Annotated in this window: 8 protein-coding genes and 3 pseudogenes; 6 read left to right on the top strand and 5 right to left on the bottom strand. The window is 69.1% G+C overall.

The window, feature by feature from the left end:
* Positions 1-256 precede the first annotated feature (256 nt).
* From IE277_RS38155 to IE277_RS38175, 5 genes and pseudogenes are all read right to left on the bottom strand, one after another.
* Positions 257-1,003, bottom strand: a complete 747-nt coding sequence (locus IE277_RS38155; protein WP_189958337.1) for a hypothetical protein — start codon at positions 1,001-1,003, stop codon at positions 257-259.
* Between the two features lie 275 nt (positions 1,004-1,278).
* A pseudogene (locus IE277_RS38160) lies at positions 1,279-1,856 on the bottom strand (transcriptional regulator).
* Positions 1,857-2,053: 197 nt separating this feature from the next.
* Positions 2,054-2,470, bottom strand: a pseudogene (locus IE277_RS38165) (transcriptional regulator); the annotation flags it as partial.
* Between the two features lie 792 nt (positions 2,471-3,262).
* Entirely contained in the window at positions 3,263-4,246 is a 984-nt protein-coding gene (locus IE277_RS38170) for a LacI family DNA-binding transcriptional regulator (protein ID WP_229882278.1), read from the bottom strand.
* A 412-nt stretch (positions 4,247-4,658) separates the two neighbouring features.
* Positions 4,659-7,526, bottom strand: coding sequence for a glycoside hydrolase family 3 protein (locus IE277_RS38175; protein WP_373310971.1), 2,868 nt, complete (start codon positions 7,524-7,526; stop codon positions 4,659-4,661).
* 198 nt (positions 7,527-7,724) lie between these two features.
* On the opposite strand from IE277_RS38175, the gene IE277_RS38180 reads away from it, so the two are divergent.
* From IE277_RS38180 to IE277_RS38200, 6 genes and pseudogenes are all read left to right on the top strand, one after another.
* Positions 7,725-9,407 carry a type 2 periplasmic-binding domain-containing protein gene (locus IE277_RS38180; protein ID WP_189958339.1) on the top strand — a complete coding sequence of 561 codons (1,683 nt, stop codon included), beginning with the start codon at positions 7,725-7,727 and terminating at the stop codon, positions 9,405-9,407.
* Complete coding sequence (locus tag IE277_RS38185) at positions 9,404-10,351, top strand: ABC transporter permease (protein ID WP_229882272.1); 948 nt, start codon at positions 9,404-9,406, stop codon at positions 10,349-10,351. Before IE277_RS38180 ends, IE277_RS38185 begins: the two co-directional genes overlap by 4 nt.
* Positions 10,348-11,316, top strand: coding sequence for a carbohydrate ABC transporter permease (locus tag IE277_RS38190; protein WP_189958340.1), 969 nt, complete (start codon positions 10,348-10,350; stop codon positions 11,314-11,316). The genes IE277_RS38185 and IE277_RS38190 overlap by 4 nt, the downstream gene beginning before the upstream one ends.
* A 112-nt stretch (positions 11,317-11,428) precedes the next feature.
* Positions 11,429-12,455 (top strand): annotated as a pseudogene (locus IE277_RS38195) (LacI family DNA-binding transcriptional regulator).
* Positions 12,456-12,671: 216 nt separating this feature from the next.
* Entirely contained in the window at positions 12,672-12,803 is a 132-nt protein-coding gene (locus IE277_RS49015; protein WP_268252703.1) for a hypothetical protein, read from the top strand.
* The gene (locus tag IE277_RS38200) at positions 12,800-14,893 is read left to right on the top strand and encodes an alpha-galactosidase (RefSeq protein WP_189958341.1); all 2,094 of its coding nucleotides are present in this window, start codon (positions 12,800-12,802) and stop codon (positions 14,891-14,893) included. The genes IE277_RS49015 and IE277_RS38200 overlap by 4 nt, the downstream gene beginning before the upstream one ends.
* Positions 14,894-14,904 lie beyond the last annotated feature (11 nt).

The raw sequence follows: 14,904 nt of genomic DNA on the forward strand, positions 1-14,904 counted from the left end.
GAGACGACGACCGAACCGGACCAGACCATTTGAGACGTGGACCAGATCGACCGAGACGGGGCACCAGGGAACTGAGCCGAAGCTCAGGAGTTGTCACCGGACAGAACCGGATGAGCTGGTGAATGGGACTGGTCGAAGCAGCCTGGTTGTCACAGAGGAGGCACGCGGCTTGTCACAAATGCTTGTTCAGCAACCTTTCTGTCACAGAAACGAAGATCGGGAGCCCCTGGCTTCCCTGCGGCGATGCCTACGATCGTCATGTGCCGTCCCGCGGGGAGCTGGGATCGACGCTGCCGGTTTCCTTGGTGGCTCGCTGAAGCTCTCGGTCGAGGAGCTGAGCAAGTTCGAGGGCTACGGCGTAGTGCGCCCCCCCCACACACACCTCGGCAAGGTGTCCGTCTGCAGCGTCGGCGACGAGCAGGTCTCGAAAGTCCTCCCGATGACCGGCCAACTCCTGCAAGGACTGCCACGCCTGGAAGCGGGCGTTGACCGCACGCAGCTGAGTGGCCTGGGCTTCGAAGCCCGCCACAAGGCGCTCCAGTGCTGCACGCTCCTGGTCCAGCGCCCGACCGGACTCCTCAAAAGCGTTGGTCGGCAACAGTCCTTGCGGGTCCTGTTTGACCAGTTGCTGATGGACACGCTGCATGCGTGACCACTTGGCGGCGCGACGGGCGAATGTCCAGAAGTCCGAGGCCAGTTCGCTAAGGAGGCGATCGGCGTGCGGCATCAGCCCGGAGCGAAGGACCGGTTGGCAGGTGATGCTGAACCTGACCGTCTCGGCCCGCTCTGCCAGCTGCCGGGCGTGATCGTTCAGGTCGCGGACACTCACATATCTGCGATAGACCAAGTGCCGGTACCGGGCATTGCGGGACGTCCGGCCGACGAACCAGCTCGGTTCCGGAGGGCGCTCATCGTTCCACTTGGGACGACCTTGGATGTAGATCAGGTGCTGTCGCACCTTCTCCGGCAACTCCGGGTCAGTCGCAACGATGTACTTACTCATCGGCCCTCGCCGGAGAGCGCGGCCGCGGTGCCTTCAGCCTTGCTCCACACCCGCTCCGGCTCGTGCGGGTGGATCGGCTGTGTGCTCATCGTGCTGCTTTCCTTCTCTCTGTTGCCGCCTGCGATTCTGTCATTTCCGCCTCTCGCGTCGACCTCCTTGAGCTGTACCGAAGCACCCTGAGATCGGTGCTGGCCTGGTGACAGTAAGCCTGCCTCTGTGACATCTATCGTGCGTCGGCACAGGAACATGCAGAGAGTGGTCGCGAGGGCGCGGACTCAGGCCGCAAAGCCGATGTTGGTGACGTACTCGTACTGGCCCCACTCAGAGCCGAGGTCGACCACGGCGTCACTCACCCAGGCACCGTCCAGTGCCTCATCGTTGTCGTCGGCCCAGGCCTCGACGATGCGGTCCCAGTGGCACACGTTGAGCGTTCGGAAACTGAGTTCGCGTTGCCTCGGCCGCGACACTTGGGACTGGTTGAGCGGATGAATCTCCACTCGGGTGCCCCTGCCCTCACGATTGAGGCGCGCGAGCAGGTAGCGGGAGACGCGTTGTGTCGGCGCACCGCTCGGTAGGCCGTCTCGATGCGCTCCAGGTTCTTCTTCGAGGGAGCGCGCTTACCGTCCTGCCACGCCTTGAGTGTGCGGTCGGTGACGGTGAGGCCGGCCTCGCGGGCCATCTGACGCGCATGGTCGGTGCGGGTGAGGTAGTTCAGACGTGCGAGCAGGCCGCGGCGTGCCGTGATCGGTGTGGCGATGAAGTTGGCGAGCGCATTGAGCTGGCGGGCGACGGCCTGGTGTCCTTTGATGCCGCTCGCACCGTATTTGCCGAACTCGATGTTCCTCTCCGGCACCTTCGTCTCCTCTGCCTGCGCGTAGTTGGCGGAGCCTCACACGCGCGTATCTTCTGGTCAAGAATACCGGCTCTGACGTGCGGAAGTGCAGTCTCACGATTTCTGAAGCCCTGCCGGATGTAAAGGAATTACACCGTGCCCTGCTTCGACGTCGCCCATTTTGAAGCTGCACCTCGTTCGGTCTCTTGCGGCAGTTTTCAGTCGTTCGTGTCGGTGTCCGTCCCGACGGTGTACAGGTCCTTGACCTTCACCTCGGTGACGCCGCGGCCCTCGGGGAACACGGCCCGCCAGTCGCCGATGACGTGCAGCTCGTCGGTGCCCATCGCGCGTACGACCATCAGGCCCTGGAAGATGTGCATCCAGTCGGTGCGGTAGATCTCGCGGTTGAAGTTGGACTCGCCCAGGGTGGAGACGAACTTGGAGTACATCGCCTTCACGTACGCCAGCGTCACCTCGTCGTTCTCGGCGATCGCCTTGTCCCGGGCGTCCTTCATCGCCACGCGGAACTTCTCCAGCAGGCCTTCCGTGGCTCCGGAGGTCCAGGATTCATGGATCTCCGGCGGCTCGCACAAGCCGTACTTCGGGCCGGACAGGCGCAGCAGCAGGCGCAGCGTCGCGCTGTCGGCGGTGTCCACCGCCACCGTGCCCACCGGAATTGACCTCTGGCTCGGCCGGGACGCCGTGGTGCAGGCGCCCGCCGCGGGGAAGGTCCTCGCTGCGGCGCCGGGCCACGTGGAACTCACCTACGGCGCGCAGGCGCTGTCGCTGACCTTCCCCCGCACGGTCCAGCCCGCGGTCACCACCGGTGCGACAGTGCAGGCGGGCGAAGACATCACCCACCTCGGCTCCGGTGCCTCCATCCACGTTGCGCTGCGCGACGCCGGCAGCCCCGCTGCCCGCGCCTGGTCCGTCCCGAGTACGCCGCCGGCTGCCTCGCGCTCACCGCCGACCCCGCCCCGCTCCTCGGCCTCCCGGCCGACTCCGGCCCTGCGCGCGCGAGGGACCTGCTCGACCGGCGTGACGCCGCGTTCGCCACCGTGCAGGAGCTGGTTCCGGCTCGTTCTCCGCAGCGCTGTTCTGCCTGATCAGAGCATGTGCGGACAGTTGCGCTGTGAGCCCAGTGCCGTCGGGTCCGAAGGCGTCCGGCCACACTCGGGCGCACCCTGCGGGGTCACCGTGGTCCGAGCCTCATTGTCGCTCACCCACAGCGTGGCCGCCGTGGCCCCGCCGCCCTTGTGCACGGTTGGGACAGTTCAAACGGCAAAGCAGCACTGATCAGGTTCGGCGAAGATCGGCTTCGACTCTCGAACCGGCACTTTAAGTTCACCCCGGATTAAACCATTCCGGTTTTGATGGTGCCTCTAGATCTCCTGGCCAACTGGCCCCGCGGTCCGGCGGCGGAGCCATCAGTCCTTCGGTGGCGCCGTGCTCTCCCGTACGGTGAGGGTCGTCGCGATCTCCAGCCCGGTCTGGGGTGCCTGCTCACCGCGGCCGAGGGTCAGTGCGAGTTCGGTCGCCGCGATGGCCATCTCGGTCAGCGGCTGGTGGACGGTGGTCAATGGCGGGTCCACCCAGGAGACCGCCGGCAGGTCGTCGAAACCGACCACGCTCAGGTCCTCGGGGATGCACAGGCCGGCTTCGCGCGCGGCCTGGTAGACCCCGAGCGCCAGAAGGTCGTTCGCGGCGAAGATCGCGGTGGGGCGGTGGGGCCGGGACAGCAGGTCGCGCGCCGCGGTGTAGCCGTCCTCCCGGGTGAGCTTGGCGTAAACCACGAGGTCCGGATCGGCCGACAGACCGGCGGCCTGCAGCGCCGAGCGGTAGCCGTCCAGCCGGGCAACGCAGCACAGCACGTCCTGCGGTCCGCTGATCATCGCTATGCGGCGATGGCCCAGCTCGGTCAGGTGGCGGGTCGCGGCCCGGCCGCCGGACCAGTTGGTGGCGCCGACGAAGGGGACGTCGTCCGGCAGTTCACGGGTCGGATCGAAGACGACGAACGGAATGCCCTTCGCCTGGAGCTGCTCGCGCTCGGCCTCGGAGAGCTGCGCCACCGACAGCACGCAGTTCGGGCGGCGGGCCACGGTGTCGTCCCAGGCTGGAGCGGGTGAGTCGTGCAGGCCGAAGCGCGAGACCATCAGCCCCACGCGGTGCTTGCTGGCCACCCGCTCCACGCCGCGGATGATCTCCACGGCCCACATGCTCTCCAGCTCGCGGAACACCAGCTCCACCACGTTGTTGCGGTTGGCCCCCGAAAGCTTGCGGTAGCCGTACCGGTCGATCAGCTCCTCGACGCGGGCACGGGTGCCGGGCGACACCCCCGACTTGCCGTTGAGCACCTTCGAGACGGTCGGAACCGATACGCCCGCCGACTCGGCGATGTACGCGATCGTCACCGGCCGGGAGGCGTCACCCCCGGGGCGTTCGCCACCACCCGCCGGTCCTTCCGCTGCGTCGTCAGCCAAAGCCGCCTTCCGATCCTTCGCGTCCTCGCCGCCCCCCATGGCCGGCCGAGCGACCGGCAGCCCTGCCCGACGTGTGCGGCACCTTGGAGGTTGCCGCACAGCCGGACCAGGCACCGGCCCGCGTCATATTAGCTCTCTCCGCCTGCAAGCGACGAAACTTTCCTGCGGCAGCCCGACGCGGCCCGCCTCGCCGGAGGCCGGGATCGCGCCGCAGGATGCGTGCAGCGGCAGCAGCACGATCCGGTGCATGGCCACGGAGCAAGCCAGCGCCACGGTCGGGCCCGGTCGTTCCCGGGTCGGCACGGGCGCGGCCCGCCCCTCGGGGGGGGCGGGCCGCCCGGTCTCAGTCCGCGACTGCGCGCGATGAGGCGCAGCGGAAAGCGGCCAGCCGGAAGTCCCCGTGCAGGGTGAGGTGCAGGTCGTGCACGCCGTCCAGCAGTGCGGGGAACTCCTGGGTGACGGTCGTCCACGTGTAGCGGCTGCCGGTGATCGGTACGGGGAGGGCCGCGAGGAGGCGTTCGTCGGCCCTGAGTTCCAAGAGAGCCTCGCCCGGCCCGGTGTCCGCGCGCGCGACCTCGGCTTCCAGGCGGACCGCGGAGGTCAGGTCGGCGGAGCGGAAGAGGGCGGTGGCGGGTCTTGTGGGGTCCGTGGGGGTGATCGCGTCGTCGTTGGTGCGGGTGGCATCGACGAGTGTGAGGTTCTCGTAGTCGTCGAAGTCGGCGGCCCAGGTGCGATGATCGACAACTGCCCGTGGTCCGGGAGCGGTTCCGGTGACGGTGAGGGGCGCGGTGAGGACGACGTCCTCGGCGGACCGGGCGATGAGGACCTCGTACGTGCCCGGGTCGGTGGTGAAGGCTCCGGTGGTGACGTCCCAGTGGGCGAGCTGCTCGGCGGTCAGGTGGAAGGTGGCCTCCTGGCTTTCGCCCGGGGCGAGCCGAACCTTGGCGAAGTCGGCGAGCCGCAGCCGGGGCGCCTCATAGCGGGCGTCCGTCGCGCGGACGTAGAGCTGGACGACTTCGCTTCCGGGGCGGGTGCCGGTGTCAGTGAGGGTGACCGAGATGTCGACCGTGCCCTCGGGGTCGATGGACGCTGCGGACAGGCGCAGGTCGTGGTAGGTGAAGTCGGTGTAGGACAGACCATGGCCGAAGGGGTAGAGGGGTGGGGTGCGGTGGTACTGGTAGGTCCAGCCGGCTTTGACGATGTCGTAGTCGAGTGGGTGGGGCAGTTCGTCCTCGCCCCGGTACCAGGTCTGGGGCAGGCGCCCGGAGGGGTCGGTTTCGCCGAGCAGGACGGCGGCCAGCCCGTGGCCGGCCTCCTGTCCCGCGTGTGAGGTCCATAGTACGGCGGGCAGGTGCGTGTCGGCCCAGTCCAGGGCGTAGGGGTAGCTGCTCATGACGACCAGCGCGGTCTGGGGGCGGACGGCGGCGACCGCCCGCAGCAGCTCCTGCTGTCCTTCGGGCAGTGCGGTGTTCGCCCGGTCCTGGGTCTCGCGGCCGCCGATCAGGGGGTGGTTGCCGAGCACGACGACGGCGACGTCGGCGCTCTGGGCGGCGGTCCGTGCTTCGACGGTGCCGTCGCGGAGCAGTTCGCGGTGGAAGGTTTCGGCGGCCTGCGGGGTCTCGGCCGTCATCCTCACCGCGCCGTCGGCTGGATCGATGGCGGCGTAGCGGCCGGTGAGGACGTTGCGCAGCAGCACGGCGTCGGGGCCGCTGGCAGGGTCGGGTTCCAGGCGGAACGTTTCGTGGATGAACCAGGACTTGAGCTGTTGCTGGTCGGCCTCCAGGTGGCCGTCGTCCTTGACGCTCAGGTAGCGGCCGGTGTCGGCATCGCGCAGTGTCAGTGCCCCTTCCCCCCAGTCAGTGGTGTCGAAGGAGGTCTTGCCGAGCAGTTCGCCGGTGGTGCGCAAGCGCAGGGCGATGCGGTCGCAGCCCTCGACCCGGACCACGTGTCCGCCCTGATCGGCGAGTGCTGCTTCCAGCCCTGCGGCGACGGTGACCTGGTAGGGCAGAGTGCCGCTGTACCAGTCCTCGAACAGGGTGTCGGACAGCAGGCCGATGACGGTGATCGTCGGGGTGCGGGCTGCGTCCAGGGGCAGCAGTCCGTCGTTCTTGAGCAGCACCACCGACTCGGTCGCGGCGAGCCGGGCCAGCTCGCGGTGGCGGGGGTGGTCGATGGCGTCGGGGCCGATGCCGGCGTACGGATCGAGGTGCTGGTCGAACTCGCCGAGCCGGAAACGCAGTTCGAGTTGCCGCCGTACGGCGCGGTCGACGTCGTCCTCGGCGATCAGGGATCGCTCGATGGCCTGACGCAGCCAGCCGGTGACGGTAGCGCTGTCCTGTTCGTGGTCGGTGAAGCTGTCGATGCCGGCCTTGAGGGCGGCGGCGAAGGCCTGGGGGTGGTCGTCGAAGTAGTGCTCGGGGTCGACGAGGTTGCAGGGTGCTTCGGCGTCGCTGACCACGAACAGCTCGTGGCCGGTGGAGACGGCCCAGCGCCGCAGTTCGTCCTCGATGAGCGGGCTGACGTGGCACGGGCGGCCGTTGACCAGGTTGTAGGCGGCCATGGCGCCGGTGGCCGCGCCGGAGGCGACGACGGGCCGGAACGCGGCCAGGTCGTATTCGTGCAGTACGCGCGGGCGCAGCCCGGAGGAGGTGGTGCAGCGGTCGTCCTCGTTGTTGTAGGCGAGGAAGTGCTTGAGGACGGGGGCAACGCGCAGGTAGTGCGGGTGGTCGCCGGCCAGGCCCCGGCAGTAGGCGGTACCCAGCCGCGCGGTGTGCACGGGGTCTTCGGAGTAGCCCTCCTCGTTGCGGCCCCAGCGTGGGTCGCGCAGCGGGTTCACCACCGGGGCCCACGCCTGCAGGCTGTTGGTGCCCGGGCCGGAGGCGGGCGGGCGGTGGTGGTGGAAGGCTCGCAGCTCGACCGAGACGGTTTCGGCAACCCGGTGCACCAGTTCCTCGTCCCAGGTCGCGCCCAGCCCCACCGCCTGCGGGAAGACGGTCGCCTCGCCCAGCCAGGCCACGCCGTGCAACGCCTCGGTCCCGGTGCGGAACGCCGCGACGCCCAGACGCGGCACCTCGGGAGCGTACTGGTGCAGCATCGCGAGCTTTTCGTCGAGGGTGAGTCGTTCGAGCAAGTCGCCGACACGCGTCCGCAAGGACAGCGCCGGATCCTGGAACGGAAAGTTTTCGACAGCGGAGAGGGATGGTGGACTCACGCAGCTGACCCCTAGCAAGTGGGATGGAACAGAAGGCGAAGCGCATCGACGCTGCCACGCGGCTGTCCGGGCCGTCAACGAAAGTGGAAACGGTTTTTTGCTTTGGTTTCTCCTCTTGTCTGACAGGAGAACGGTCGATACGGTCGCCGCCAATCGTCTAAGCGCTTCGACGCTTCTCAGGGGAAGGGCCGCCTCCACATGAGCAGTCAGCTGAATCGCAGAACCTTCGTCAGTGCGGCCGCGTCGGTCGCGGGAGCCGCCGCGATGGCGCCGCTGCTGTCCGCCTGCGGAGGCGGCTCGCACCAGAAGACCGGTGCGAACACCAAGGCGGGTCTGAAGGCGGCGCTGCCAGCCTACGTGCCCAGCACGGCCGTGAAGCCGGACATCCCGTCCGTGTCAGGTGGCGGCAACGGGGCGGCGACCGACCCGGCGTTCCTGCACTATCCCACTGACCAGGTCGCGACGGTCTCCGGAGTACCGGGCAAGGGCGGCAGCTACACCGCGGTCACCCCGTTGTGGGGGACCATCCCCCCCGCGGGGAACTCCTTCTATCAGGCCATGAACAAGGCCCTCGGCGTCGACCTGACCGTCAAGCCGGCCGATGGCAACAACTACAACACCATCGTCCCCACCATGACCGCCGCGCGCCGCCTGCCCGACTGGATCCAGTTGCCGGCCTGGTGGAACAACGCCTTCAACACCGGCGAACTGGCCGGGACCCAACTCGCGGACCTCACCCCCTTCCTGGCCGGCGACAAGGTCAAGAAGTACCCGAACCTCGCCGCCCTGCCCACCGGCGCCTGGCAGACCTGCGCGTGGGGCGACAAGATCTACGGAATCCCCTGCGTCTCCACCAACTTCGCGCTCGCCGGCGCCATCTTCTACCGCCGTGACAGCCTGGAGGCCAAGGGGATCACCGCGGACCAGGTCAAGTCCGCCGACGACGTGTGGAACCTGGGCAAGGAGCTGACCGACGCCAAGCGCGGTGTGTGGGCCTTCGACGATGTGTGGACCTACCTCTCCCTCTTCTGGGGCGTGCCGCAGCAGTGGAAGCTGGTGGACGGCAAGCTGATCCATAAGTACGAGCTGCCGGAGTTCCTGGAGGCCATGGACTGGCACTACCGCCTGGCGAAGTCCGGCTTCATGCACCCCGACGCCCTGGCGGGGAACAACGCCGGCCAGGGCACCCGGTTCTACTCCGGAAAGGCACTGATCGCCGGCGGGGGCCTCGGCGCGTGGAACCTTGCCGACTACCAGTCGGGCACCGCCGCGGACAAGAACTACCGCCGCGGCTCGTTCAACGTCTTCGCCGCCGACGGCAAGAGCACCCCGAGCATCTTCCTGGGTCCTTCCGCCAGCATGATCAGCTACCTGAACAAGCGCCTGAAGCCGGCCCAGATCGAGGAACTGCTGTCGGTGGCCAACTACCTGGCCGCGCCCTACGGAACGCGCGAGTACACCATGGTCGACTACGGTGTCGAGGGCGTCCACTACACGATGAACAACGGTGTGCCGACGGCGACCAAGGAGGGCCAGAAGTTCGTCCAGGCGACCACCTACCCCTTCCTGGCCTCGCCGACCTCCGTGATCAGCAACCAGGGCGCCGACGTCGTCACCAAGGACTACACCGCCTGGGCGGCCGCGAACGTGAAGTACGGGTACGAGCCGCTGTTCTGGAACGTGAACATCAGCTTGTCGCAGTCGCTGGCGACTGCCGCCGCCGCGCAGTCGGTGGAGGACACCATCAAGGACTGCTACCACGGCAAGAAGAAGGTCTCCGACGTCCAGGCGGCCATCTCCAGCTGGAAGTCCAGCAGTGGTGACCGCCTGACGCGCTGGATGACCACGAACGTCCTGGACAAGGTCGGGACCGGCCAGTGAGCGTCCAGCAGTCGCAGGACACGGGACGCCCTGTGCGGCTGAACTGGCGGATGAGGATACGGCGCGACAAGACGCTGCTCATGATGACCGTGCCCTCGATCGCGCTGCTGCTGGTCTTCAACTACGCGCCGCTGTTCGGCCTGGCCACCGCGTTCCAGGACTACGACCCGCTGATCGGGGTCTGGCACGGCCAGTGGGTGGGATTCGACCAGTTCCGCCAGCTGTTCCACGACCCGCAGTTCTGGGACTCGCTGAAGAACACGATCTATCTCAGTTTCGTCCAACTGATCCTGTTCTTCCCGATCCCCATCGTGCTGGCCCTACTGCTGAACACGGTGCTCAGCATGCGGGTGCGCAACTTCATCCAGTCCGTGGTCTACCTGCCGCACTTCTTCTCGTGGGTGCTCACGATCACCATCTTCCAGCAGATGCTCGGCGGCGCGGGCCTGCTCAACCAGTACCTGCGCTCGCACGACATGAGCACGTGGGACATCATGACCAACCCGCACACTTTCGCCCTGCTGATCACCGGCCAGGCGGTGTGGAAGGAGGCCGGCTGGGGGATCATCGTCTTCCTGGCCGCACTGGCGGGCATCAACAGCGAGCTGTACGAGGCCGCCGCAGCCGACGGCGCGGGGCGCTGGCGGCGGATGTGGCACATCACCCTGCCCGGCATGCGCGGAGTGATCGTGCTGATGCTGGTCCTGCGGCTGGGCAACGCGCTGTCGGTGGGCTTCGAGCAGTTCCTGGTCCAGCGTGACGCGGTGGGCCACTCGTCCGCGGACGTGCTGGACACCTTCTCCTTCTACTACGGCATCACTACCAACAACTACAGCTACGGAGCAGCTGCCGGGCTGTTCAAGAGCGTGATCTCACTGCTGCTCATCTGGGGTGCCAACAAGCTGGCGCACGCCTTCGGCGAAGACGGATTGTACCGCAAATGACCAACACACTCACCATCAGCCCCACCCGCGCCGGAGCGGCGGCTCAGGCCCGCCACAGCAGGGCCGGATCAGCACGCCCGCCGTGGGAGGAACAGCCCACCGTCGTCGGACGGACCGTCAAGGGACTGACCCTGACCGGGGTCGTCGCGGTGGTGTTGGTCCCCATCTGGATCATCTTGGTGACCAGCTTCTCCACTCCCGGGGCGATCAACCGGGCCGGAGGCCTGGTGATCTGGCCGGACGGCCTGACCGTGGAGCCGTACCGCGAGATGCTCTCCGACCCGACCGTGCGGACCTCGCTGCTGGTGAGCCTGGGCATCACCCTGATCGGCACCGCGGTCTCGATGGCCGTGTCGGTCATGTGCGCCTACGGCCTGTCCCGGCCCCGCTCCTTCGCACACCGCTTCCTTCTGTTGCTGCTGATCGTCACGATGTTCGTCAACGGCGGCCTGATCCCCACCTTCCTGGTCGTCACCGACCTCGGCGGCTACGGCAAGTACTGGGCACTGATCCTGCCCAGCGCGGTCTCGGTGTTCAACATCCTGGTCCTGCGCGCCTTCTACTCCGAGACCTCCGGCGAGCTCATCGACGCGGCCCGGCTCGACGGCGCAGGCGACTGGCGGATCCTGTGGTCCGTCGTCCTGCCCACCTCGCGCGCCGTGACCGCCGTGGTCGCCCTCTTCTACGCAGTGGGCTACTGGAACGCCTTCTTCAACGTGATGCTCTACATGCCCACCGACAGCCAGAAGTGGCCGCTGCAGTACGTCCTGCTCACCTACGTCAACCGCGGCGTCGGCCTGCCTGGCTCGGTCAACGCCGGCTTCGGCAGCGCCCACGCGCAAACCGCACCGCTGTCCCTGCAGATGGCGGTCGTGGTACTGACCCTCGTCCCGCTCCTGATCGTCTACCCGTTCGTCCAGAAGCACTTCCGCACCGGCGTGCTGACCGGCGCGATCAAGGGCTGACGTGATCGGCCGCCGTACCACCCCGCAGACCGGAAGCGGCTCCGCGCGCCCAACCCCGCCGCGTGGCAGGGGCCGCTTCCCACATCCGAGGAAATGGGAGCAGGACACCACGATGGTGACCATCGCCGACGTAGCCCGGCATGCCGGCGTGTCGACCAGCACTGTCAGCTACGTCTTCAGCGGCAAGCGCACGATCTCCGCCGCGACCCGGCGCCGTGTCGAGCGTTCCGTCATCGAACTCGGCTACCACCCCAACGCCGGTGCCAGAGCGCTGGCCGGACGCCGCTCGTACGTCCTGGCCCTGGTCGTGCCGCTGCGCACCGACGTCTACGTCCCGATCATGATGGAGATCGCCGTCTCCGTCACCATCCAGGCCCGCAGGCACGGCTACGACACCCTGCTGATCACCAACGGCGAAGGCCCCGAAGGCGTGCAACGGGTCGCCGCCAGCGGACTGGCCGACGGGGTGATCCTCATGGACGTCCAACTCGGCGACGCCCGCATCCCCCTCGTCCGCGGCCAGCGCACCCAGGCCGCCCTGATCGGCCTGCCCGACGACCCCAGCGGCCTCTCCTGCGTCGACCACGACTTCGCCACCGCCGACGCACTGTGCGCGGACCACCTCGCCAACCACGGCCACCACGAGATCGCCTTCATCGGCTACGGCCCGGGCATCTACCAGCGCCACGCCGCATACGCCGAGCGCACCCTGGCCGGATTCCGCGAACGAGCCGCACAACGCGGCCTGCGCTTCCTGCACCGCCCCTGCGAGGGCACCTACGAAAGCACGGCCGGGACCTTCACCCGCATCCTCGGCGACCGGCCCGGCACCACCGGCTTCGTCGTGCAGAACGAGGCGGCGATCGGACCCCTGCTCACTCAACCTGCTGCGAACCAGCGGACGCACCGTCCCCGAGGACGCCTCCGTCGTCGCCCTGTGCCCGGCACACCTGGCCGAACAGTACGTGCCGACCCTCACCGCCGTGACCGGCCCGGCCAGGAAACTCGGCCAAGTGGCCGTCGAACAGCTCATGCGCCGGATGACCGCGGCCGAACGCGGCGAACAACCGCCCGACGAACGCGTCCTGCTGACACCGACCCTGACCGTCGGCCAGAGCACCGGCCCCGCGCCGCGGTAGCACCGGCACCGGCCCGAACCCGGCCCACCGCACCCGCGCGGTGCCGGTCGAGCGCGCCTGCGGCAGCAGGCCTTCCCCGGCCCCGGACTTGAGGAGAAGCCCTGTATGTCCCCGCACTTTCACGACCTTCACCCCCCTGTGGGACCAGGGGCTCCCGCTGTCCCGCCCGCACGTCCGCACGGCTTGCGCGGCCCCGAGCGGACACCCGAGCCGGCGATGACCGGCCTGGACAACGAGGTCTGGTCGTACGGCGAGGAGGCGTACCCGATCCCGCGCGACTACCTGCACGTGCGCGAGCGGCCGCCTGTCCGCAACGCCGCGGATGCCGGGGCGGAGGTGGCGCTGTGACCGCCACGCCGACCCATCAGACCCTCAGCTGGGGCCACGACACGTTGCGGCTCGACCTGCGCATTGCCGCCGACGGCACCGCCCGACTCGGCCTGGGCGCGCCCTCCGACCCATCCTGGGACGGCGCGCTGCCACTGGTCGAGGTCACCGCCACCGGCCACGGCCAGTTCTGGTCCAGCCACCGCCTGGTGGACAGCACCCTCGGCACGCAGCTGCGGCACCGCGCGCACCACGCCACCCGCGAGGGCGGGTGGCATGTGCTCACCGTCGCGCTTCACGACCCGGACACCGGGCTGGTCGCCGAGGTGGTGTACCGATCCCCGGACGGCGTGCCGGCCCTGCGCGCCGAAGTGACGCTGCGCAACGAGGGCGCCGGCACCCTGCACCTCGAGTCGGTGACTTCACTGGCCCTCGGCGGCATCACCGACGTCGACCTGGACACCGCCGACGTGTGGTGGGCCAGCAACGACTGGCTCGCCGAATTCCGCTGGCAGCGCCGCCCGCTGCGCACGGCGTTGCCCCAGCTCAGCGGGCGGGTCCGGTACGGGTACGGCAAGGGCTCGTTCGCGCTGGCCGGGCAGGGCACCTGGTCCAGCTGCGGACACCTGCCGATGGGCGCGCTGTCCGACCGTGCGGCCGGCCGCGCCTGGGTGTGGCAGGTCGAGCACAACGGCGGCGGCTGGCGCTGGGATTGCGGCGAACGGCACGACACCGCCTACCTGGCGCTGTCCGGCCCCACCGACGGCGACCATGGCTGGCGGCACCCGCTGGAACCGGGCGGCGAGTTCCACGCGGTGCCGGTGTCGGTGGCGCTCGGCGACCGGCTGGACGACGCATTCGGCGCGCTGAGCAGCTACCGCCGCGCGACCCGCCGCCCGCACGCGGATCACGAGAACCTTCCGGTGATCTTCAACGACTACATGAACTGCCTGATGGGCGACCCGACCACGGCGAAGCTGCTGCCGCTGGTGGACGCCGCCGCCGACGCCGGCGCGGAGTACTTCGTGATCGACGCCGGCTGGTACGACGACAGTGCCGGCTGGTGGGACAGCGTCGGCGCGTGGGAGCCTTCCACCACCCGGTTCCCCGGTCCACGCGGCATCCACGAGGTGCTGGACCGGATCCGCGAGCGCGGCATGGTACCCGGCCTGTGGCTGGAACCGGAGGTGGTCGGGGTGCGCAGCCCGATCGCCACCGCACTGCCGGACGAGGCGTTCTTCCGCCGCGACGGCGTGCGGGTGGTGGAGACCGGGCGGTACCAGCTCGACTTCCGGCACCCGGCGGCCCGCGCGCACCTGGACGCGGTGGTGGACCGCCTGGTCGGCGAATGGGGCGTCGGCTACCTGAAGCTGGACCACAACATCGACGCCGGCACCGGGACCACCGGCCACCGCGCCGAGGTCCCGGCGGCCGGGGCGCTCGGCCACCACCGGGCGCACCTGGCCTGGCTGGACGGCGTGCTGGACCGGCACCCGCACCTGGTGCTCGAGGACTGCGCGTCCGGCGGCATGCGCGCGGACCACGCGTTGCTGTCCCGGATGCAGCTGATGTCCACCAGCGACCAGCAGAACCTGCTGCTCTACGCGCCGATCGCGGCCGCCGCACCGACCGCCGTCACCCCCGAGCAGGGCGCCGTGTGGGCCTACCCACAGCCTGAGGACACCCTGGAGGAGGTGGCGTTCACGCTGGTGAGCGCGCTGCTCGGGCGAATCCACCTGTCCGGGCCGCTGGTCGGCCTGGGCCCGGAGGCGCGCGCCCTGGTGCACGAGGCGGTGGCGGTCTACCGCGACCTTCGCACCGACCTTCCGGGCGCGCTGCCGATATGGCCGCTGGGCCTGCCGGCCTGGGACGACCCCTGGGTGGCGCTGGCCCTGCGCACCCCGACCACCACCTATCTGACCGCGTGGCGCCGCCCCGGCGCCGACCCGACCACCACCCTGCACCTGCCGCACCTGCTGGACACCCCGACAGTCGCGACACCGGTCTTCCCCGCCAACACCCGCGCCACCACCGCCTGGAACCCCGGTGCGGCGGAACTCACGCTGGCCCTGCCCGCGGTCCCGTCGGCCGTCCTGCTCCGCCTGAGCTGACCCGCGCCCAC

It is taken from the genome of Streptomyces alanosinicus, assembly GCF_014650595.1.
GTDB classification, from domain to species: domain Bacteria; phylum Actinomycetota; class Actinomycetes; order Streptomycetales; family Streptomycetaceae; genus Streptomyces; species Streptomyces alanosinicus.